The following is a 21,554-nucleotide window of genomic DNA, read 5'->3' on the forward strand; positions in this document are numbered from 1 at the left end:
AGAACGCCGATGAACAAAATGCTCTTTTCATCAGCCGCCGCGCTGATGCTCACCATGGGCGCTGCCCATGCCCAGGAAAAGACCCTGACAATTTCCGTCTATGCCTTCGCGCAGGACGAGTTCAAGGAGATCGTCTACGATCCCTTCGAAGCCAAATGCGGCTGCAAGCTGGTGGTCGAAACCGGCAACAGCGTCGAGCGCCTCGCCAAGATCGAAGCCAACAAGGCCAATCCGGTCATCGACATGGCCGTGGTTTCCATGGCTGACGCGCTATCTGCCGATCGCAACGGCCTGATCGAGAAGATCGACAACACTAAGCTCAGCAATTTCGGCAAGCTCTACGACATCGCCAAGGATCCGAACGGCGACGGCATGAGTGTCGGCTATACGTTCTATGCAACCTCGATCGTCTACCGCACCGACAAGATGAAGATCGAGTCCTGGGCTGACCTCTTGAAGCCGGAATATGCCGGTCATGTCGCCTTCCCGAACATCACCACCAATCAAGGCCCGCCGTCCCTCTACATGCTCGGCAAGGCGCTTGGCACCGACACGCCGGATCTGAAGGGTTCAATTGAGGCCGTTGGCGCCAAGAAGGACGATATCGTCACCTTCTACGTCAAATCCTCGCAGCTGGTGCAGTTGATGCAGCAGGAAGAAATCTGGGCGGCACCGATCGGCCGCTTCTCCTGGGCTCCCTTCACCAAGCTCGACCTGCCACTCGGCTGGGCGACCCCGAAGGAAGGCCAGACCGGCGGCATGAACGTCATGGTTCTCACCAAGGGCTCGAAGAACCAGGATCTGGCACTCGAATTCATGGATTTCTGGCTCTCCACGGACATCCAGACGAAGCTTGCCGAAAAGCTGGTCGATAGCCCGGCCAACAAGGAAGCCAAGGTTTCCGACGAAGTTGCGGGCAACCTGACCTATGGCGAAGAAACGGCCAACAGCCTGAAACTGATCCCGTCCGCCGTGGCACTCGACAACCGCGATGCGTGGCTGTCCGAGTGGAACGCCAAGGTCGGCCAGTAACCGGTCAACACGAATGCCTCCCAAGGCAAGGGGCGCAGCGGGCGGACTCCGGTTCGCGGGCTGCGTCCCGACTGAACTTGTTGCCCATGGTGGGGTGCTGCTGCCACAGCCCCTCACCCTAACCCTCTCCCCGCTTGCGGGGAGAGGGTATGACGGAGTTTGCCGCTTGTCCTTCTCCCCGTTCTAAGGGGAGAAGGTGGCCAACAGGCCGGATGAGGGGCAGCCACCGAATATGCGTTTTTGGTAATCACCCGCACCGGGGATTCCATTTGAACTTGCTGGAGACGACAAACCATGTTCCAGAACCGGGCAGAAGCATTGGCGCTCGCCCTGCCGGCCGCGATTTTCGCGGGGCTGGTCTTCCTCGTGCCGGTTATCCTCTTGCTGTCGGAAGGTTTTCGATCGGCGGATAGCTGGAGCCTGTCGGCCTATGCGGATTTCTTCTCGCAGCCGTTGAACCGGACGGTCTTTCTACGGACGCTGAAGCTCGGCGCACTCGTCACCGTGGCAGCCGCCGTCATCGGTTATGCGACTGCCTTTGCCATCGTAAGCCTCCCGCCCGGCGCCAAGGGCCGGATGATCGGGCTTGTCGTTCTGCCGCTGATGATTTCGCCGGTCGCCCGCACCTATGCCTGGATCGTCATCCTTGGCCGCACCGGCATCGTCAACCAGGCGCTGATGGCTGTCGGCCTCAGCGACGAACCGATCCGTATCCTCTTCAGCGAAACCGCCGTCTTCATCGGCCTGTTGCAGCTGTTCCTGCCCTTGATGGTGATCTCGCTGATCAGCGCACTGGAAAACCTGCCGAAAGATGTCGTGCCCGCCGCCCGCGTTCTTGGCGCCAACTGGTTCCAGGTGTTCTGGAAAGTCATCCTGCCGCTGACCCGCGAAGGCCTGGTTGTCGGCGGAACGCTGGTCTTCACCGGTTCGATGACCGCCTATATCACGCCTGCCATTCTGGGCGGCTCGAAGGTGCTGATGCTGGAGACGCTGCTCTACCAGCAGGTCACCGTTGCCAACAATTTCGTCTCGGCAAGCGTTATCGCCTTCATCCTGATTGTCATGAGTTTTGCCGCCAATATTCTCCTGAAGCGGATCGCAACGGCGAGGAACAAGCGATGACCCCGAGACTGTTTGCCCCGATTACGCTGCTTCTGGTGCTGATCTTCCTGATCGGCCCGTTCCTGATCATCGTTGCCGCCTCGTTCTCGGCCGGTGATACGCTGGCCTTCCCGCCGCAGGGTTTCTCGTTCAAGTGGATCCTCAAGGTCTTCACCGTCGAGAGTTTTCGCGACAGCTTCGTGATGTCGATGTTCCTGGCGATCGGCGGTACGTTTGCAGCGCTTCTGCTCGGCATTCCCGCCGCCTATGCGATGTCGCGCTACAAGCTGCCGATGTCCGAGACCGTGCGCACCGTCGTGTCGGCACCGATCATCGTGCCGGGCATCATCGTCGGCCTGGCGCTCCTGCGCTATTTCGTCGTACCCATCGGTGTATCGATCACGCTGGCGCTGTTCCTTGCCCATACGGCGCTGATCCTGCCCTATGCAGTGCGTGTCGTCTCGGCCAGCCTCAACAATCTGCGCTCGGATATCGAGGAAGCCGCCGTTCTGCTCGGTTCGTCCCGGCTTGGCGCTTTCTTCCGGGTTGTACTGCCGAACATTCGCGGCGGCATCCTGTCGGCCTTCATTCTCGGCTTCGTCACCAGCTTCAATCAGGTTCCGGTTTCGCTGTTCCTGTCCGGGCCGGGTGTACGCACCCTGCCGATCGACATGCTCGGCTACATGGAGATCGTCTTCGATCCATCGATCGCCGCCCTGTCTTCGCTGCTCGCTTTCCTCTCCATCGGCATCGTCTTCCTCGCCGAACGTTTTCTGGGGTTCTCCCGCTATGTCTGACACATCCTTCCTCACCCTCGACAAACTTTCCCTCGCCTATGGCAAATCGATTGCCGTGAAGGATCTCGATCTCGAGATCCGCAAGGGCGAATTGCTGGCGCTGCTCGGCCCATCCGGCTGCGGCAAGACCACGACCATGCGCTCGATTGCCGGCCTGATGACGCCGGTTGGCGGCCGCATCAGTCTCGATGGCACCGACATCACCCGGGTTGCCGCCAACAAGCGCGCCGTCGGGCTGGTGTTCCAGTCCTATGCGCTGTTCCCACATCTGACGGTGTTCGAAAATGTCGCGTTCGGCTTGAAGCTGAAAGGCATGACTGGGAAAGAACTCGAGGCGAAAGTGGCAGCCGGCCTCAAATCCGTTGGCCTCTCGGCCTTCGCCAGCCGCAAGACCCCGGAGCTTTCCGGTGGCCAGCAACAGCGCGTGGCACTTGCCCGCTCCATGGTCATGGAACCGAAAGTGCTCCTGCTCGACGAACCGCTCTCCAATCTTGATGCGCGCCTGCGGCTGGAAATGCGCACCGAACTGCAGCGCGTCCAGAAGGAAAGCGGCGTGACGATGATCTTCGTCACCCACGATCAGGTCGAGGCCCTGGCGCTCGCCGACCGGATCGTCGTGATGAAGAATGGCGCGATCGAACAGATCGGCACGCCGGAAGAAATCTACAATCACCCGGTCTCCAGCTTCGTCGCCGATTTCGTCGGCTTCGAAAACATCTTCGCCGTCGAAGGTGGCAAGCTGACCACCGAAAATGGCGCTGTCTCCCTCGCCAGGGAACTGCCGGATGTGGCGGGTCTCGCCTGGCGGCCACGCGCAGTCTCTCTCGGTTCCGGCCCATTGACAGGTAGGGTCCGCGGCGTTTCCTTCGCCGGTGGAACGCGCGAATATGTGCTGGAAACACCTCTCGGCATCATCAAGACGGAAGTGGATGCGACCTTGCCCGCCCATGCGCTTGGCGCCACCGTTGCGTTCGACCTGCCGGTTGAAGGTGCTGCCCTCCTCAAGCGTTTCGGATAAGTCATCATGGGTGTCTGGATCGATACGGATATGGGCTTTGACGACATCGCCGCCATTCTGGTGGTGATGCGTGCGGGCATTGCCATCGACGGCATATCGCTGGTGTTCGGCAATACGCCAATGGATCAAGTCCGCCGCAATACGGCGGGTGCTGCCAAGGCTTTCGGCTGGACGGTCCCGATTCATGCCGGACGCAGCCAGCCCGTTCTGGGCGTGCTCGAAACCGCGCAGGCGATTCTCGGCGAAACTGGTATTCCCACTGCCGGACGAACGCTTCCGGATGCCGGTGATGTAGCGGACAACGATGCTTTCTCTGCACTTTGCCGCTGGCTGGAAAACAAGCCCTCGCCACGCCGCATCCTGGCACTTGGGCCGCTGACCAACATCGCCGCCCTTGCCCTGGCACGGCCCGATCTCGCCACCCGCATCGATGAACTCACCTGGATGGGCGGCGGGCTTTCACGCGGCAACCACACGGCATCGGCAGAGTTCAACGCGCTGGCCGACCCGGAAGCCGTCGCCATCGTGCTGTCGCATGGCCTGCCTTTGCGCATGGTCGATCTCGACTTTTGCCGCAAGGTTCTGGCCGCACCCGCCGATATTGAGCCGGTACGGCAGACGGGCGGCGCCAACGCCGCGCTGCTGGCCGATATGCTCGCCGGTTACATCGATATCGGCGTCAGCCGCGGCCGGCCGGCGATGGCAATCTACGATCCCTCCGCTGCTGCTGCCTTTGTCCGCCCCGACCTCGTGACCTTTCAATCCGCCCGGATCGACATGGAGCTTGCCGGCTCACTCACCCGCGGCCGCACCGTGGTGGAAACCCGCGCCAGCCATGGTGTCTTCAATGCCGAATTCGCCGTCGATTGCGATGCGGAGGCAATCAAGGCGATCGTGCTGGACGCGCTGCGCTGGGAGGCCGGTAAATGACAAAACCTGCAGCACCTCAACCCGCCGACCTCAACGAGGCCGGCCTGCGCGCCCGTGCGGTCGCAGCTGCGCGCGGCAATGCCCCGTTCGACACCCTGATCATCAATGGCACTCTGGTCGATATGGTGACCGGCGAGTTGCGGGCGGCGAATATCGGCCTCGTCGGACCGCTGATCGCCAGTGTCCACCCGACAGGAGCGAGGACCGACGCGGCGGAGATCATCGATATCTCCGGCGGTTTTATTTCGCCCGGCCTGATCGACACGCATATGCATATCGAAAGCTCGATGGTGACGCCCGCGACGTATGCCGCTGCTGTTCTGGCCCACGGCGTGACAACGATTGTCTGGGATCCGCACGAGTTCGGCAATGTCCACGGCATTGCCGGAGTGCGTTTCGCCGCCGATGCCGCCAACGCATCGCCGCTGCGCATGATCCTGCTTGCGCCCTCCTGCGTGCCCTCAGCGCCGGGATTGGAGCTGAATGGCGCCGATTTTGATGCCGGCGTGATTGCCGATCTGCTGTCCTGGCCGGAAATCGGCGGCATCGCCGAGGTCATGAACATGCGCGGCGTAATCAACCGCGATCCGCGGATGAGCGCCATCGTCCAGGCAGGCCTTGCCTCGGAAAAACTGATCTGCGGCCACGCGCGCGGACTGAACGGTGGTGATCTTGCCGCCTTCATGGCGGCAGGCGTCAGCTCGGACCACGAGCTGACATCTTCAGCCGACCTGATGGAAAAGCTGCGCGCCGGCATGGCGATCGAGTTGCGCGGTTCCCACGATCATCTGCTGCCGGAGTTCGTTGAAGCCCTGAACCGGCTTGGCCATTTGCCGCAGACACTCACCCTCTGCACCGACGACGTCTTTCCCGACGACCTGGCAGACGGCGGAGGCCTTGACGACGTTGTGCGGCGCCTCGTTCGCTACGGCCTGAAACCGGAATGGGCGCTGCGGGCTGCCACGCTTAATGCCGCACAACGGCTGGGGCGTTCCGATCTTGGGCTGATCGCGGCAGGACGCCGCGCCGATATCGCCGTGTTCGACAATCTCAGCGACTTCAACGCTCGCATCGTCATCGCCAATGGCATTGTTGTTGCCAGGGATGGTGAGATGCTTGCAGATATCGCAGCGTCCGACCCATCGGTGCTTGAGCATTCCATGAAGATATCGCCGCTGACAGCCGATGATTTTCGTGTTGCTTCCAGCGAGACCAAAGTCCGGATCGCCACAATCGACCAACCGCGCTTTACCCGTTGGGGCGAAGCGGAAGCAGAGGTACGGGATGGTTTTGTCGTACCGCCTGAGGGCACGACCCTGATTGCTGTGGCGCATCGCCACGGCCGCAGCGACGGCCGGCCGCGCGTCGGCTTCCTGCGCGGCTGGGGCGAATGGCGCGGCGCATTTGCCAATACCGTTTCCCATGACAGCCACAACCTCACCGTGTTCGGCAGCGATCCGGACGACATGGCGCTTGCCGCCAATGCGGTGATCGCCGCGGGTGGCGGCATGGCCGTCGCATCCAGCGGAGTGGTCAAGGCCATCCTGCCGCTGCCGCTTTCGGGCCTGGTCTCGGATGCGCCGCTCAATGATGTGGCCCGGGATTTCGCGGATGTTCGCGCTGCGATGGACGATATCGTCGACTGGCAGCCGCCCTATCTCGTCTTCAAGGCCTGTTTTGGGGCGACACTTGCCTGCAATGCCGGACCGCACCAGACAGACAGGGGCATTGCCGATGTCGAAACCGGTATGCTTATGGAAAGCCCGATCCTGACCAAGGCATAGTCGCCCGCCGCGACCGCTTCCACCAACTCTTGGCGGCATTTCGGCCGGGCATGAGCAGCCTCATGTCCGACCATGCTTCGCCGTCAGACGGGATCAGCTGACCGAGACGATATCCTGCCAGGCCATATACGCAGACAGGACCAGTTCCATCTGAGCCGTATGACCTGCAATGAACTCTTCGCCGTAGATGGTCTCGTCCGGATATTCGGTGATCAGGGTCATCGGCACAGTGTGGCGATGATCGACTGAAATGAGGCAGGGGAAACCGTTGATAATCCGGAAGCCCGTCTCACCGGCATGAATCTCATAGAGTGCGATCTGCCTGTCGTTATACGCCAGTAGCCCGGGCACCTCTCCGAGATGCCGCGTCACCCGGTCGAGCAACGCCTCCGACTGGCTTTCCCAGTCAGGATGATGGCGAACGATCAGAAAAAAGCCTTTCGGCAGGGTCCAGGCGGCAAAACCACGCGGCACATAACCCGATAGCGGCCGGGTCCACTCATGCGAGGGATAGCCGTGCAGATTCACATGCAACTGCGCGCCGCTCAAATCCTGTGCCTTGAAGCGGATTTCCTTTTCGTTCACATGCCCGGCCGCATTTTCATATGTGCGGTACTCGAGGTCGTCACCGAGCGCGGTGTACCGGGCGGCGTGATGCATGTGGCGCGGGTTGTCGCGGCGCAAGCGCTGGTGCACCGCATAACCATCCGGATTCTCAAGTGGCGAAATGGTGAAATGCGCGCCCTTGCGCTCTGCAAGCTTGGCCGCGGCACGCAAAGCGCCGACGATGCCGGTGGTCTCATTTGGGTGCTGACCGCCGCTGATCATCACCGCGGCATCGCTGCCGGCGACATAGCGCGCGAAAACCGTGCGGCCGGACCGGGTGCGGGCATCAAACCCCTCCCCGCCGATCGCCTCCAGCTGGACCGCCACTTGGCCAGCGGCCAGCGGCTCGCTGGCGGTATCGATCGCCTGCGCGGCACCGTCGAGGAAACCGGTCGACAAGGCGCGGGTGGTTATGCTGAGCGTGATGGCACCTTCGACCTGCACGACTTCCGGCACGATCATGCCGGGCCTCAACCCCCGATCGCCCAACGGCCGGCCGGACTTCATCTGGAAAAATTCGAGAAGCGAAAAATACAGGTCCTCATGAAGCGCTTCGCGCAGGCTGACCACCTCATCGCCAATCGCCAGCGGCTCGTCGCTGGACGGATGACCAATGCGGATGTTCAGCTCTTCGAAATAGGGTTCGTCCTGGCCCCAGTCATAATCAGCGATCGCGGATATTGCAGTTTCGAATACCACCTCATAGTCCGTTTCCAGCCGTTCGCCGATCGTTTCACCAGCGCGGCGCAACCAGCCGGTTGGCGAGAGATTGGTCTGCCCGGTGCGATCCTGATGCACCCGGTTCGGCGCAAGAACAGTAACGGATTGCTCGATGTCGGCACCCGTCAGCACCACCTCATAGAAGAACCCGCCGTCTGCGCGTGGAACAAATGCAATCTTTGCCTCGCCGACCAGCGCGCCCAGCGGATAGGTCTCCAGCCGGAAGCGGTTGTCAGATGCCGCTGGGTGGACCGGATAGCGGATTTCAATGGCCTCGACGCCTTTGAGATCAACCTCTTCGAGAAAGAAGGACAGCAACGGCTTGTAGGCGCTGCGGATGCGGGCCGTGATGCCTCTTTCCGATAACGCGCGTTCAGCCGCGGCGCGGCTTTCACGGTCGTCGAAGGTCCAGGCCTCAAAACTGTCGCCCGGGACGGCGCGCGCCGCCAACTGATCGAGTGTGCGCTCAAAGGATTTCTGCAAGATCACGGTCATCGGATTACCTCGAAGTTCTGCCGGTCGGGTCAAGGCTGTCGCGCAGCCAGTCGCCGAGAATGTTCAGGCCAAGCACGGTCAGGAGGATCGCAAGGCCCGGGAAGACGCTGACCCACCAGGCGGTCTGGAGATACGTGCGGCCATCGGCCAGCATGCCGCCCCAGCTCGGGATGGTTGGGTCGACGCCAAGCCCGAGGAAGGTCAGGCTGCTTTCCAGAAGAATGTTGTTGGCGACGTTGAGGGTCATGAGCACGATGACCGGCCCGATCAGGTTCGGCAGCAGGTGCTGAAAGATGATGCGCCAGTCTTTGACGCCGATCGCCCGCGCAGAGAGAATAAATTCCCGCTCGCGCAGCGTCAGCACCGAACCGCGGACCACGCGCGCATATTGTACCCATTGCGAAACGATCAGCAGGATGATCGTGTTGGTCAGGCTGCCGCCAACGATGGCGATGAAGGTGATCGCCAGCAGGATGAACGGCATGGCGAGCTGCAGGTCGGCAAAGCGCATCACCAGCATATCCCAGAAGCCGCGATAATAGCCGGCAATCAGGCCCATCAGCACGCCGAAGATCACCGCGCCGATTACCGAGGTGAAGCCGACCAGCAACGAAATCTTGCCGCCAGCGACCACGCGCGCCAGCACATCCCGGCCGAGCGGATCAGTGCCCAGCGGATAGGCGGCCGTGGTGAAGGGCTTGGTGAGGCGCGCGATCAGGTTGATCTTTTCAGCGCCGCCGGGAAACAGCACGTCGGATAGCAGCACCGCGAGGCAGATGATCAGCGTCAGCGACGCACCGAGGATGAATTCGAGACTGTAGAACTGCGACAGGCGGGAGGATTTGGTGGCCATCGGCGATTACTCCGTACGAATGCGCGGATCAACGAGCCCGTAGGCAATGTCGACCAGGAGATTGACGCCGACGATCATCAGCGACAGAACGGTGATGACGGCCTGCAGGACAGGATAGTCGCGGCCCGAAACCGCGTCGAAGGCAAGCGTGCCCATGCCCGGCCAGTTGAAGACACGCTCAACGACGACGATGCCGCCGAGAAGGCCGCCAAACTGCAGGCCGAAATAGGTGATGAGCGGAATGGCACAGTTGCGCAGTGCATGCTTGTAGAGCACCGTCGTTTCGCTGAGCCCCTTGGCGCGCGCCACCATGACATATTGCGATTTTAGGGTTTCCAGCATCGAGGTGCGCACCAGCCGGACATTGGTTGCCGTCAAGATGATGCCCATGGTCAATGCCGGCATGACGTAACTCGCCCACCCCGACATGCCGCTTGCCGGCAACCAGCCAAGTGTCACCGCAAAGAGCAGCACCAGCATTGTGGCAAGCCAGAAGTTCGGGAAGGAAAGGCCAACCAGTGAGAGGATGCGGATCGCCTGATCAGCGGCCTTGCCCTTGGCCGTCGCAGCCTTGATGCCGAGCGGTATGGACAGCGCGATCGAAACGAACATCGAGATGAACGCAAGCAGCAGCGTGGCCGGAAGCGCATTGCCGATCAGGAGCGAGACAGGGGTTCCTCCGGTAAAGCTGCGCCCGAAATCGAGCGTCACCATTCCCTTGAGGAAATTCAGATATTGCATGATGAACGGCTGATCGGTGCCCAGCGACGCACGGATGCGCATCAGGTCCTCTTCCGTCATGCTGCCACCGCCCTGAAACATCATCAGAGCAGGATCGCCGGTCAGGCGGATGGCAAAAGAGACCACCAGCGTGATGGCGAAGACGACGAAGATCGCCTGCAGCAATCGTTTGATAAGGAAACCGGCCACGTTCGTGATCCTTGAAGGTAGGGGAAAACGTGCCGCCCGCTAACCGGGCGGCACAGAGGTCTTCAGATTATTCGACGGTGACGTCGGTCAGCTTCAAGCGGTTGTCCGAAGGAGCAACAAAGCCCTTCACCCGCTTGCTGATGCCGTAGATGGCGTTGCTGTTATAGAGCGGCAGCTCCAGAGCGCGATCGGCGGCATAGCGGCCAACTTCCTTGAGGATCTTTTCCCGCTCCGCGCGATCCGTCAGCGGACGCTGCGATTCCAGCAGCTTGTCCATCGTCTCGTCCTTGTCGTAAGGATTCCACTTTTCGCCGGAGTGATACATCGCATAGGCGGTGTTGTCGTAGTCGAACGTCCAGCCGCCCCATTTCTGCTGGAACATGGCGCCCGTCTTGCCCTGCGGAATGATATCGTTGAGCAGAACGTTGGTTTCGTAAGGCTTGATCGTCGCGGTGATGCCGACCATCTGCAGATAGCTGGCGATAACCTGGGCAACCTCGTTCATCGTCGAGTCATTGCCGCGGATATCGATCTGCAGGGCGGCACCCGGCTTGACTCCGGCTTCTGCGAGAAGCGCCTTGGCGCCTTCCGGATCATAGGCAACAGCCTTCAGGTCCGCGTCGTAGCCGAAAGAAAGGGCGCTCTGGAAGCTGACGATCTCGGAAGCCTGACCGGCCAGGATGGACTGGACGATGGTTGTGCGGTCGATGGCCATGATGATCGCTTTACGCACCTTCGGGTCGGCGGTAATGCCATCGCGCGTGTTGAAGCGCAGCGCATCGACCGTCGGCCCCGGAACGCTGACGACAGCAAGGTTCGCATCGCCTTCGATCACCGGAATCATGCCGATCGGAATGGTCGGCGGGATCACCAGATCGACGCGGCCTGCCTGAAGCTCTGCAACGGCCGTCGCGGGTTCGGTGATGAAGCGGTATTCCAGTTCGGAAAGCTTCGGCGCGCCACCCCAGTAATCCGGGTTGGCTGCAAGCTTGATATCGACCTTGGGTGTATAGGAGACGAACTTGAACGCGCCTGTGCCGACAGGATTAAGGTTGAAATTGTCCTCGCCCTTTTCCTGAATGTATTTCGGCGGAACAATCATCGCACCATAACCGGCAAGCTTGGTCAGCAGCACCGGATCGGGCGTCTTCAGCTTCATGTCGACGGTGTAATCATCGATCACGTCAACGCTTTCGATGCTGGTATAGTTTGAGCGCTGCGGTCCCTTGGCACCCTCTTCGCCGAGCAGGCGTTCGAAGGTGAACTTCACTGCCTGGGCATTGAAAGCTTCGCCATCATGGAACTTGACGTTCTGGCGCAGCTTGAAGCGGATGCGCTTGCCTTCGTCCAGCTCTTCCCAGGATTCAGCAAGACCGGGCACGAGCTTGAGATCGGGACCACGATAGGTCAGGCCGTCGAAGATATTGGTCGAGACGGCAGCCCACTGTACCAGGAAGGTGTCGATCGGATCCCAGCTGCCGGGGTCCTGCGGGCTCGAAATCGTCATCTTACCGGCAGCCAGAGCCGGGCCGGCATAAATGGCTGTAGCCGACAGGGCCAATGCCATAAAGGTCGTTGTCAGTCCCCGTTTGATTGTTTGCATATCGCTGTTCCTCTTCAGTTGCTTGCAGTTTTTTCGCAGGTATCAGGCCACCTTTGCGACGAAGTGGCCCGGATCGATTTCCTCGTGAACGAGAATAGCTGGCTCATCGCCGACGCGGTGAACCGGATTGGGTATGTCGCCGGTGATCAGGGTGCTTTTGCGCTCCCTGTTGGGATCGGCGACAGGAACGGCCGAAAGAAGACGGCGGGTATAATCGTGCCGCGGTGTCTCGAATACTTGCTGGCGGCTGCCCATTTCCATGATCTGGCCGAGATACAGCACCGCAACGCGATGGCTGATTTCCTCGACCACCGCCATGTCGTGACTGATGAAGAGATAGGCGAGACCGCGCTCGGCCTGCAGATCCATGAACAGATTGATGATCTGCGCCTGGATCGACACGTCGAGCGCCGACAGCGCCTCGTCGGCGATGATCAGCTTGGGCTCGGAGGCGAGCGCACGCGCGATGCAGACGCGCTGACGCTGCCCGCCGGAAAACTCGTGCGGATAACGATCCGCATGGGCCGACGTCAGGCCGACGCGCTCAAGCAGTTCGTCAACACGCCGGCGCACGGCCTTTGTACCCAGGATCAGGCCATGTGTGTTGATCGGCTCGGCGATCGAGAAACCAACCGTCTTGCGCGGATCGAGCGAGGCAAAGGGGTCCTGGAAGATATACTGGACATCCTGGCGCAGACGAAAACGTTCGGCCTGCGACATCGATGAAAACGGCTTGCCGTTAAACGCGATATCGCCTGCCTTAGCAGCCTGCAGCTGCTGGATCGTCCGGCCAATGGTCGACTTTCCGGAACCGGATTCGCCCACAAGCGCCAGCGTCTCGCCCGGATAGATATCAAAGCCGACTTTGGATACCGCGCTGAGACGGTGGGTTACCTTGCCGAACAGGGACTTGCGGATATCGAAGCTGACAGACAGGTCCCTGACCGAAAGCAGTGGCTTTTCGTCATAGCGCGCGGTGTCCTGCACGCGCTCCTCACCGACAATCACCGGCGCTCCATCGCGCAGCACCGTCACCGGCATGCGTTTGGGGAACGCTTCCCCAGCCATGCTGCCAAGGCGCGGTACCGCCGCCAGAAGCGTGCGGGTATAGGGATGCTGCGGATTGGCGAATATCTCGCGAACCGGGCCTTCCTCGACCTTCTGACCCTTCCACATGACGACGACATCATCTGCCATCTCGGCGACGACACCCATGTCGTGCGTGATGAAGATCATGCCCATGCCGAGTTCTTGCTGCAGGTCCCGCATGATATGGAGGATCTGCGCCTGGATCGTCACGTCGAGCGCAGTTGTCGGCTCGTCCGCAATCAACAGCTTCGGCCGGCAGGCCAGCGCCATGGCAATCATCACGCGCTGGCGCATGCCTCCGGAAAGCTGGTGCGGGTAGCGCTTCAGAAGCTGCTCGGAATCCGGCAGGCGAACCATATCGAGAAGCCGCTTTGCCTCGGCCATCGCCGTAGGCTTGTTCATGGCTTCGTGCAGCAGAAGAACTTCGCAGATCTGCTCGCCGATCGTGAAGACCGGGTTCAGTGACGTCATCGGCTCCTGGAAGATCATGGCAATCTCCTTGCCGCGAATGCGCCGCATCGCCTTCTGGGAAGTTTGAAGCAGATCTTTTTCTCCAAACAGGATTCGGCCTGTCGAGAATGTTGCACCCATCATGTCAGCAAGACGCATGACTGCCAGCGACGTAACAGATTTACCTGAACCGGATTCACCGACGACGGCCACGGTCTTGCCGGGCGCGACGGAGAAGGACAGGTTTTCGACCACGCGGTTCACGCCAAAATTGACCGTCAGGTCTTCGACCGAAATCAACACTTTGCGATCAGTCATCGGCATCGTCATGTCAGGGCCTCCGGCTGCTCTTGCGCCATGGGGTGAATGAAGCGGCAGGCTGCCGTGGTGAAACGCGCATGATGACGGCACCGGCAGGCTGGAAAGAACCAACACTCCAAAATACCCTCCCCCAAAACGTCGGTGGACGCTACTGAATGTGAACAATCATGTCCAGAGTGTTGAGCAATAAATACATATCGCCCTACATTCATGACGAGAATGTTGATTAATCAAAATTTTCGTTTGGTGCGCCCGGTTCTGGCCGGAAGAATGGCCAGCACGAAGGGCTGCGCGGGCGACAGCGAGGCGGCTGTCATGAGTGACGCCAGCAAATGTCCATGAAATCGTAAATCGCCGACAGCCCTACAGGAGAGATGGAGACTGCCCGCTCGCCTCCGGCAAGCTGGATGCCCCGATTGAACGGGGCCAGGCCGGCGAAGGCACACAGCAGGCCTCACGCCGGAAGACTGCGCGTCGCCGCGTTATCGATCCTGAAGGATCAGCCGGAAACAAAAGCTCAGGCGGGCGTCAGTTCCTGCTCGACCAGCGTCGCCCAGAAAGCAACGCCGGGTCCGATCGCCTCATCATTGAAATCATAGGCAGTGTTGTGATGCAGGGCGCCATCGACCGCCGGACCATTGCCGAGCCAGACATAACAGCCCGGAGCTTCGCCGGCGAAATAGGCGAAATCATCACCCGCCGTAGATGGCGGAAAGGCGGTTCTGAGTTTGTCGCCAAAGACTGTGCCGGCCGCCTTTAAGGCACGCGCTGTCGCGTCCGCATCGTTGACAACGGGCGGGATACGGCGCTCGAAGCCACAATCAGCGGCAATGCCGTACATCGCTGCGGTTCCGCTCGCCAGACGGCCGATTTCGGTTTCCAGCTGATCGCGCACCTCAGGCGAATAGGCCCGCGCAGTCCCGCCGATCGCGACAATATCGGGAATGACATTGAGCGCCTGCGGATTGCCCGCCTGCAGCGAGCAGGCGCTGACCACCGCCGGCTGTAGCGGATCGATAACCCGGCCGATGATCGTCTGCAGAGAGGCAAGAAAGGTTGCGGCAGCCGTGATCGGGTCCTTGCCCAGATGCGGCTTGGCACCATGCGTCCCGGTACCGCGGAATGTCACGCGCCAGCTGTCGGAGGAGGCAAGCTGCGGCCCGGCAACCACGGCCATTTCATCAGTATCGAGGCCCGGCATATTGTGCAGGCCGTAAACGGCATCGCAGGGAAATCGCTCGAAAAGACCATCCTCGACCATGCGCCGGGCACCGCCCCGGCCCTCTTCCGCCGGCTGGAAAATGAAATGCACCGTACCGGAGAAATTGCGGGTTTCCGCCAGATAGCGCGCAGCCCCCAGCAGCAAGGCCGTGTGACCATCATGGCCGCAGGCGTGCATCTTGCCATCGACCGTGGACTTATACGGACGCTCCGCCGTTTCCGGCATTGCCAGCGCATCCATGTCGGCGCGAAGCCCGATGCTGCGGGTGCCATTGCCGATCTGCAGCGTTCCAACCACGCCGGTGCCGCCCAGTCCGCGCGTCACGGTGATCCCGGCCTTTTCCAGAAGATCCGCAACGATGGCGCAGGTTCGCTCTTCCTCGAAGCCAAGCTCGGGATGCGCATGCAGATCGCGGCGCAACGCAGTGAGAAAAGGCAGGTCGGCAGTCAGCATTTCGGGCAGGCGCATTGGCAGGCAATTCCTTGAGGCGTGAGGGTCCGTTGTTTACCGGGGCTCCACAGACTTCCCCTGGACGTTCTTCCGGTATAGAGCAAAACCACAAGAAACCGAACACCTCCCTCACAGTTTGGCTCAAAGGAAGACGCCGTGCAGCCGCATGACTTCTGGCAGGAAATCCATCCCGCAAACACGTTCGATCCAGACAAGACCCACAAGGATTTTTATCCGGCCACCCTGATGGATGGGCGTCAACTCCGTCTGCCAATCCGCCCGTTGTCCGATGGAACCCATGCTCTGGCGTCGCTGATCGTCAATCAGGCGAGCTTTCCGGTGCAGGATGTGCTGGCGGCCCAGCTTGCCGAAAAGTTGAAACCGTTCCGGCCTGACGTCATCGCCGGGCTACCGACGCTCGGCCTGACGCTTGCCAGCGCCGTCGCGCGGGCGCTGGGCCACAGCCGCTATGTTCCGCTCGGAACCTCTCCGAAATTCTGGTACCAGGCCGGTCTGTCGGTGCCGATGTCTTCGATCACCACGCCAGACCAGACAAAACGGCTCTATATCGATCCCCGCATGCTCCCACTTCTGGAAAACGGCCGCGTTGTTCTTATCGACGACGTCATTTCCAGCGGCACATCCATCGTTGCCGGTCTTTCCCTTCTTGCCATTGCCGGCATCGAACCGGTGGCCATCGGTGCCGCCATGCTCCAATCACGCCGCTGGGTCGACCGATTGGCGGCCTTGGACAGCCGTTGGCCGGAGAAGACCACCGGCGTTTTCGAAACACCGTTGCTGTCGAAAGCGAGCGAGGGAAGCTGGAGCGCTTAAGATACCCCTGTGGCCAGCAGGGCGTGATCGGATTTCGCAACACCTACCAGGGTGTGAAACAAAATTTACTTCCCCGAAAGTTGTGAACATCACGGAACGTATGATGGTTGTCGGCACTATTGTGTTACGCTGGGCGGGAAGAATTCGGAACGATCATCAAAGGCGGTGATTCGGATCTGAGCGAGGTGCGTGATCACCCGTGCGCCCTTCGGCAAGGATCCAGGATCCGTCGGTCCCGCCCAAAGGGTGCGGCCATCTTCGTTGTCAGATTCTCAGCAGTAACAATTATTTGAAGGAACTATCGAAGCAAGGAAACGTTAATCTCGTTGAGCGAGCCGATAGGCAGCGATCCCGTCTCAACGAACCGGCCGCGGGAGAGCATGATGCAGAACACCCAGTCCGATGTCTTTGATCTCTTTTCGGAGATTTATACCAGCACCGCGCAGGAGGAGATCAGTCTCCAGGAGTATCTGTTCGCGTGCCGCGACGACAAAAGCATGTACGCCACTGCACAGGAGCGCATGGTCGCCGCTATTGGGGAGCCCAACTTCGTCGAAACCAGCGCCGACGAGCGCCTTGGCCGCATTTTCTCCAATCGAACCATCAAGGTCTACCCGGCATTTGCCGATTTCTACGGAATGGAAGACACGATCGAGCGGATCGTCGGTTATTTCCGCTATGCGGCACAGGGCCTGGAAGAGCGCAAGCAGATCCTTTATCTGCTCGGTCCCGTCGGCGGTGGCAAGTCCTCGCTGGCCGAACGCCTGAAGAAACTGATGGAAATGCGGCCGATCTACACATTGATGGTCGGCGGCCAGATCAGCCCGGTATTCGAATCGCCTCTCGGCCTCTTCCATCCCGAAAAAATGGCCGATCTTCTTGAAGACAAATACGGCATTGCCAGACGCCGACTGACCGGCATGATCTCGCCTTGGGCCACCAAGCGCCTTGACGAAGTCGGCGGTGACATTTCGAAATTCAGCGTCGTCAAGCTGATGCCGTCGCGCCTGCGCCAGATCGGCATCGCCAAGACAGAACCCGGCGATGAAAACAACCAGGACGTTTCCTCGCTGGTTGGCAAGGTCGATATCCGCCAGCTCGAAAATTTCAGCCAGGCCGATCCCGACGCTTATTCCTACAGCGGTGGCCTGAACCGAACGACACAGGGCCTGCTCGAATTCGTGGAAATGTTCAAGGCGCCGATCAAGGTTCTGCATCCGCTGCTGACCGCAACCCAGGAAGGCAACTATAACGGCACCGAGAATTTCGGCGCCTTTCCCTATCAGGGCATCGTCGTTGCCCATTCGAACGAGTCCGAATGGCTGCAGTTCAAAAACAACCGCAACAACGAAGCCTTCCTCGACCGCATTTTGGTGGTCAAGGTGCCCTATTGCCTGCGCGTTACCGAAGAGCGGCAAATCTACGACAAGCTGCTGCGCGAAAGCGAACTGGCCAAAAATCCCTGCGCGCCCGAGGTTCTGGAAAGCCTCAGCCGTTTCACCGTTTCGACGCGGCTCGCCCCGCATGAAAACTCGCCGCTCTACACCAAGATGCGGGTCTATGATGGCGAGAACCTGAAAGACGTCGATCCCAAGGCGAAATCTGTTCAGGAGTATCGCGACGCTGCCGGTGTCGATGAAGGCATGAACGGCGTCAGCACCCGCTTCGCCTTCAAGGTGCTGTCGGAGACTTTCAACTACGACAGCAAGGAGATCGCCGCCGATCCGGTGCATCTGATGTATGTCATCGAACAGGCGATCAAGCGCGAGCAGTTCCCCAAGGAAACCGAGGCTGCCTATCTCGATTTCATCAAGTCGGAACTCGCCACGCGTTATGCCGAGTTCATTGGCCATGAAATCCAGAAGGCATATCTCGAATCCTACAGCGAATACGGCCAGAACCTGTTCGACCGCTATATCGCCTATGCCGACGCCTGGCTTGAAGATCAGGATTTCAAGGATCCTGACACGGGGCAGATTCTCAACCGGACAATCCTCGACAATGAATTGTCGCAGATCGAAAAACCGGCCGGCATCGCCAATCCGAAGGATTTCCGCAACGAAGTTGTCAAGTTCACCCTGCGGGCGCGGGCCAAGAACAATGGCCGCAATCCGTCCTGGATGAGCTACGAAAAGCTGCGTGAAGTGATCGAAAAGCGGATGTTCGGTCAGGTGGAGGACTTGCTGCCGGTGATCAGCTTCGGCTCCAAGAAGGACAGCGCCAGCGAAAAGCAGCATGCCGAATTCGTCCATCGCATGATCGAGCGCGGATATACCGAGCGGCAGGTGCGCAGGCTGGTGGAATGGTACATGCGCGTCAACAAGGCGGGGTGAGACATACCGATGTCTGGGGGTAGCCAATGCCGAATTTCATCGACCGCCGTCTCAACCCGAAGGACAAGAGCCTCGGGAATCGCCAGCGTTTCCTGAAACGCGCCCGCGAGGAGCTGAAACGCTTCATCAAGGATCGCGTCAAGACCGACCGGATCGCCGACGTGGATTCAGGCCACGCCGTCCCCATGCCGGCACGCGGCGCCAGCGAGCCGACCTTCCAACCCGCCCGGGGTAGTGGCGACCGGCAATATGTCCTGCCCGGCAACCGCGATTACATGCCGGGGGATCGTATCGACAAACCACAAGGCGGCGGCGGCTCGGGCTCGGCCGCCGGAAGGGGGCAGGACGAGGACGATTTCCAGTTCCTGCTGTCACGCGAGGAGGTGCTCGAACTGTTTTTCGAGGACCTTGAACTTCCCGATATGGTCAAGCTCAGCCTGAAGGAGGCCGTCGCCTTCAAACCCCGCCGCGCGGGCTTTGCGACAAGCGGCTCGCCGACCAATATCAATGTCAGCCGCACCATGCGCAACAGCTACGGACGCCGCATCGCCCTGCATCGCCCCAAGCGAAACACGCTGGAAGCATTGGCGCTGGAAATCGAAGAGCTCGCGGCGCAAACGGATCCCGATATCGTCCAGCGTCAGCATCTGGCCGCCTTGCGGGCGCAGCTCGACATGCTCGAACGGCGGCGGCGGCGCATCCCCTATGTCGATCCCGTCGATATCCGTTTCAACCGGTTCGAACGGCAGCCACTGCCCAACGCCAATGCGGTGATGTTCTGCCTGATGGATGTCTCCAGTTCGATGGGCGAGCGGGAAAAGGATCTCGCCAAGCGCTTCTTCGTGCTCCTGCATCTGTTCCTGAAACGCCGCTATGACCGGATCGACATCGTCTTCATCCGCCATACCGACGAAGCGGGAGAAGTCGATGAGGAGACATTCTTCTACAGCACCCAGAGCGGCGGCACTGTGGTCTCCACCGCACTTGAGGAGATGCAGCACATCATTCAGCAGCGTTATCCGGCAAAGGAATGGAACATTTATGCCGCCCAGGCATCCGATGGCGACAATGTTTCCCGCGATTCGGAACGTTGCGCCTCGATCCTCACGTCCGAGCTGATGCGGCTTTGCCAATATTACGCCTATGTCGAAATCATCGATGAGCGCGAGAGCGAAATCTTCGGCTCGACCGACAACGGCACCTCGCTCTGGCGCGCCTATCGCACCGTCGATGGCGAGTGGCCGAATTTCCAGATGACGCGGATCGCCCGGCCGTCCGATATCTACCCTGTCTTCCGAAAACTTTTCGCCAGGCAGCCAACCTTGCAATTTCGTAGCTGAACGGAGCCCCGCATGGCAAAGAATGCAGGCGCAAAACTACTGTTTCACAGCTCCGACTGGAATTTCAAGACGTTGTCGCGCGCCTATGACGCGATCGAGACGATCGCGATCGATGAGCTCGGGCTCGACGTCTACCCCAACCAGCTTGAGATCATCTCGTCAGAGCAGATGCTTGATGCCTATTCATCCGTCGGCATGCCGCTGATGTACCAACACTGGTCGTTCGGCAAGCGCTTCGTCTATGAGGAAAACGGCTATCGCAAGGGGCACCACGGCCTTGCCTACGAACTGGTGATCAATTCCAATCCCTGCATCACCTATCTGATGGAGGAAAACACCATGGCCATGCAGACCCTGGTGACCGCTCATGCGGCCTTCGGCCACAATCACTTTTTCAAAAACAATTACCTGTTCAAACAATGGACCGATGCCGGCGCCATCCTCGGTTATATGGAGTTTTCGAAGAAATACATCGCCAAATGCGAGGAAAGGCACGGGACATCCGCCGTCGAGGCCATTCTCGATTCCGCCCATGCGCTGATGGATCAAGGCGTGTTCCGCTATCGCCGCCCACCGCGCCTATCCTCGAAGAAGGAGCAGGAGCGGGCGCGCGAACGGCTGGAATACGAGGAACAGACCTACAGCGATCTGTGGCGCACGTTGCCGCGCGCCACGGAACGCCCGGATCAGGAAGAAGCCGAACTCGACGCTCTTGAGCGGAAGAAGGTTCTCAATCTGCCGGAGGAAAATCTTCTCTATTTCCTGGAGAAGAACAGCCTGATCCTGGAGCCATGGCAACGGGAATTGCTGCGTATCGTCCGAGTCATCGCCCAGTATTTCTATCCGCAGCGCCAGACCAAGGTGATGAATGAGGGATGCGCCACCTTCGTACATTACACCATCATGAACAGGCTGTTCGACCAGGGCAAGCTCAGCGAAGGCTCGCTGCTGGAAATGCTTCACAGCCATTCCAGCGTGGTCTTCCAGCCGCATTTCGACGATCCGCGCTATTCCGGAATGAACCCTTATGCACTTGGATTTGCAATGATGCAGGACATCGAGCGCATCTGCAATCAGCCGACATCCGAGGATCGTGACTGGTTCCCGAGCATTGCCGGCAGCGGCCAGTGGCGGGAGACCCTGCTTGATGCCTGGGCAAACCACCGCGACGAATCCTTCATCCTGCAATATCTGAGCCCGGCGCTGATCCGCAAATTCAGGCTGTTCCAGCTAACCGATGAAGCGGACAACAAATATTGCGAGGTCGCGTCCATCCACAACGAACGTGGCTACGCCGAAATTCGCAAAGCACTGGCCAGCAACTACGACGTCGCCGCCAACCAGCAGGACATTCAGGTGGTTGATGTCGACCTGCTCGGCGACCGGCAGTTGCGGCTGCAGCACGGGATAAAGAATGGCGTCCTGCTGGAAGAAACCAGCCGCGACGCCACGCTTCGGCATGTACGGCATTTGTGGGGCTACGGTGTCAGCCTTGCGGGCGTGGACGGACAAACGGGGGCTGTGCGTTATGAATGCTCGACCGCCTAGCTTGCCTTACCGCCGCCCCTGCCCTGTCCCTGCGATCTCTTCTCCTCAACCCCAAAAGTCCAAAGGGCATTTGCGAACTGACCGCAGAGACATAACCG

Annotated in this window: 16 protein-coding genes; 10 read left to right on the forward strand and 6 right to left on the reverse strand. The window is 60.0% G+C overall.

Features of this window, described 5'->3' with window-relative positions; all coding sequences use genetic code 11:
• The first annotated feature begins 9 nt into the window (after positions 1-9).
• The 6 genes from ASC96_RS11265 (at position 10) to ASC96_RS11290 (ending at position 6,662) form a co-directional block, all read left to right on the forward strand.
• Positions 10-1,032 (forward strand): ABC transporter substrate-binding protein, encoded by a 1,023-nt coding sequence (locus ASC96_RS11265; RefSeq protein ID WP_060503125.1) that lies wholly within the window; start codon positions 10-12, stop codon positions 1,030-1,032.
• A gap of 294 nt (positions 1,033-1,326) precedes the next feature.
• Positions 1,327-2,154 carry an ABC transporter permease gene (locus ASC96_RS11270; RefSeq protein ID WP_060503126.1) on the forward strand — a complete coding sequence of 276 codons (828 nt, stop codon included), beginning with the start codon at positions 1,327-1,329 and terminating at the stop codon, positions 2,152-2,154.
• Positions 2,151-2,930 carry an ABC transporter permease gene (locus tag ASC96_RS11275; protein WP_060503127.1) on the forward strand — a complete coding sequence of 260 codons (780 nt, stop codon included), beginning with the start codon at positions 2,151-2,153 and terminating at the stop codon, positions 2,928-2,930. Before ASC96_RS11270 ends, ASC96_RS11275 begins: the two co-directional genes overlap by 4 nt.
• Positions 2,923-3,948: an ABC transporter ATP-binding protein gene (locus ASC96_RS11280; RefSeq protein ID WP_060503128.1), complete on the forward strand. Its 1,026-nt coding sequence runs from the start codon at positions 2,923-2,925 to the stop codon at positions 3,946-3,948. Before ASC96_RS11275 ends, ASC96_RS11280 begins: the two co-directional genes overlap by 8 nt.
• A 6-nt stretch (positions 3,949-3,954) precedes the next feature.
• Positions 3,955-4,878: a nucleoside hydrolase gene (locus ASC96_RS11285; RefSeq protein WP_060503129.1), complete on the forward strand. Its 924-nt coding sequence runs from the start codon at positions 3,955-3,957 to the stop codon at positions 4,876-4,878.
• Complete coding sequence (locus tag ASC96_RS11290; protein WP_060503130.1) at positions 4,875-6,662, forward strand: adenine deaminase C-terminal domain-containing protein; 1,788 nt, start codon at positions 4,875-4,877, stop codon at positions 6,660-6,662. Before ASC96_RS11285 ends, ASC96_RS11290 begins: the two co-directional genes overlap by 4 nt.
• A 93-nt stretch (positions 6,663-6,755) precedes the next feature.
• Here ASC96_RS11290 and ASC96_RS11295 read toward each other — a convergent pair whose 3' ends face one another.
• The 6 genes from ASC96_RS11295 to ASC96_RS11320 form a co-directional block, all read right to left on the reverse strand.
• The gene (locus ASC96_RS11295; RefSeq protein ID WP_060503131.1) at positions 6,756-8,483 is read right to left on the reverse strand and encodes a M14 family metallopeptidase; all 1,728 of its coding nucleotides are present in this window, start codon (positions 8,481-8,483) and stop codon (positions 6,756-6,758) included.
• A 4-nt stretch (positions 8,484-8,487) separates the two neighbouring features.
• Positions 8,488-9,336 carry an ABC transporter permease gene (locus tag ASC96_RS11300; protein ID WP_060503132.1) on the reverse strand — a complete coding sequence of 283 codons (849 nt, stop codon included), beginning with the start codon at positions 9,334-9,336 and terminating at the stop codon, positions 8,488-8,490.
• 6 nt (positions 9,337-9,342) lie between these two features.
• Positions 9,343-10,266, reverse strand: coding sequence for an ABC transporter permease (locus tag ASC96_RS11305; RefSeq protein ID WP_060503133.1), 924 nt, complete (start codon positions 10,264-10,266; stop codon positions 9,343-9,345).
• A gap of 67 nt (positions 10,267-10,333) precedes the next feature.
• Positions 10,334-11,869, reverse strand: a complete 1,536-nt coding sequence (locus tag ASC96_RS11310; RefSeq protein WP_060503134.1) for an ABC transporter substrate-binding protein — start codon at positions 11,867-11,869, stop codon at positions 10,334-10,336.
• Positions 11,870-11,911: 42 nt separating this feature from the next.
• A complete protein-coding gene (locus ASC96_RS11315; protein ID WP_162246343.1) occupies positions 11,912-13,738 on the reverse strand; it encodes an ABC transporter ATP-binding protein in 1,827 nt (608 codons plus the stop codon).
• A gap of 508 nt (positions 13,739-14,246) precedes the next feature.
• Positions 14,247-15,419: a M20 aminoacylase family protein gene (locus tag ASC96_RS11320; protein WP_060503135.1), complete on the reverse strand. Its 1,173-nt coding sequence runs from the start codon at positions 15,417-15,419 to the stop codon at positions 14,247-14,249.
• 138 nt (positions 15,420-15,557) lie between these two features.
• On the opposite strand from ASC96_RS11320, the gene ASC96_RS11325 reads away from it, so the two are divergent.
• From ASC96_RS11325 to ASC96_RS11340, 4 genes are all read left to right on the forward strand, one after another.
• Complete coding sequence (locus ASC96_RS11325) at positions 15,558-16,235, forward strand: phosphoribosyltransferase (protein ID WP_060503136.1); 678 nt, start codon at positions 15,558-15,560, stop codon at positions 16,233-16,235.
• Positions 16,236-16,618: 383 nt separating this feature from the next.
• On the forward strand, positions 16,619-18,568 hold the full coding sequence (locus tag ASC96_RS11330; protein ID WP_060503137.1) for a PrkA family serine protein kinase: 1,950 nt from the start codon (positions 16,619-16,621) through the stop codon (positions 18,566-18,568).
• 26 nt (positions 18,569-18,594) lie between these two features.
• The gene (locus ASC96_RS11335; RefSeq protein ID WP_060503138.1) at positions 18,595-19,908 is read left to right on the forward strand and encodes a YeaH/YhbH family protein; all 1,314 of its coding nucleotides are present in this window, start codon (positions 18,595-18,597) and stop codon (positions 19,906-19,908) included.
• Between the two features lie 12 nt (positions 19,909-19,920).
• Positions 19,921-21,456 carry a SpoVR family protein gene (locus ASC96_RS11340; protein WP_060503139.1) on the forward strand — a complete coding sequence of 512 codons (1,536 nt, stop codon included), beginning with the start codon at positions 19,921-19,923 and terminating at the stop codon, positions 21,454-21,456.
• Positions 21,457-21,554: the final 98 nt, after the last annotated feature.

Source organism: Rhizobium sp. Root1204 (assembly GCF_001424965.1).
Lineage (GTDB): Bacteria > Pseudomonadota > Alphaproteobacteria > Rhizobiales > Rhizobiaceae > Pararhizobium.

Bases quoted from the DNA above. Each gene is read 5' to 3' on its own strand.
- ASC96_RS11265 (WP_060503125.1), top strand. From the start codon at position 10: ATGAACAAAATGCTCTTTTCATCAGCCGCCGCGCTGATGCTCACCATG.
- ASC96_RS11270 (WP_060503126.1), top strand. From the start codon at position 1,327: ATGTTCCAGAACCGGGCAGAAGCATTGGCGCTCGCCCTGCCGGCCGCG.
- ASC96_RS11275 (WP_060503127.1), top strand. From the start codon at position 2,151: ATGACCCCGAGACTGTTTGCCCCGATTACGCTGCTTCTGGTGCTGATC.
- ASC96_RS11280 (WP_060503128.1), top strand. From the start codon at position 2,923: ATGTCTGACACATCCTTCCTCACCCTCGACAAACTTTCCCTCGCCTAT.
- ASC96_RS11285 (WP_060503129.1), top strand. From the start codon at position 3,955: ATGGGTGTCTGGATCGATACGGATATGGGCTTTGACGACATCGCCGCC.
- ASC96_RS11290 (WP_060503130.1), top strand. From the start codon at position 4,875: ATGACAAAACCTGCAGCACCTCAACCCGCCGACCTCAACGAGGCCGGC.
- ASC96_RS11295 (WP_060503131.1), bottom strand. From the start codon at position 8,483: ATGACCGTGATCTTGCAGAAATCCTTTGAGCGCACACTCGATCAGTTG.
- ASC96_RS11300 (WP_060503132.1), bottom strand. From the start codon at position 9,336: ATGGCCACCAAATCCTCCCGCCTGTCGCAGTTCTACAGTCTCGAATTC.
- ASC96_RS11310 (WP_060503134.1), bottom strand. From the start codon at position 11,869: ATGCAAACAATCAAACGGGGACTGACAACGACCTTTATGGCATTGGCC.
- ASC96_RS11315 (WP_162246343.1), bottom strand. From the start codon at position 13,738: ATGACGATGCCGATGACTGATCGCAAAGTGTTGATTTCGGTCGAAGAC.
- ASC96_RS11320 (WP_060503135.1), bottom strand. From the start codon at position 15,419: ATGCGCCTGCCCGAAATGCTGACTGCCGACCTGCCTTTTCTCACTGCG.
- ASC96_RS11330 (WP_060503137.1), top strand. From the start codon at position 16,619: ATGCAGAACACCCAGTCCGATGTCTTTGATCTCTTTTCGGAGATTTAT.
- ASC96_RS11335 (WP_060503138.1), top strand. From the start codon at position 18,595: ATGCCGAATTTCATCGACCGCCGTCTCAACCCGAAGGACAAGAGCCTC.
- ASC96_RS11340 (WP_060503139.1), top strand. From the start codon at position 19,921: ATGGCAAAGAATGCAGGCGCAAAACTACTGTTTCACAGCTCCGACTGG.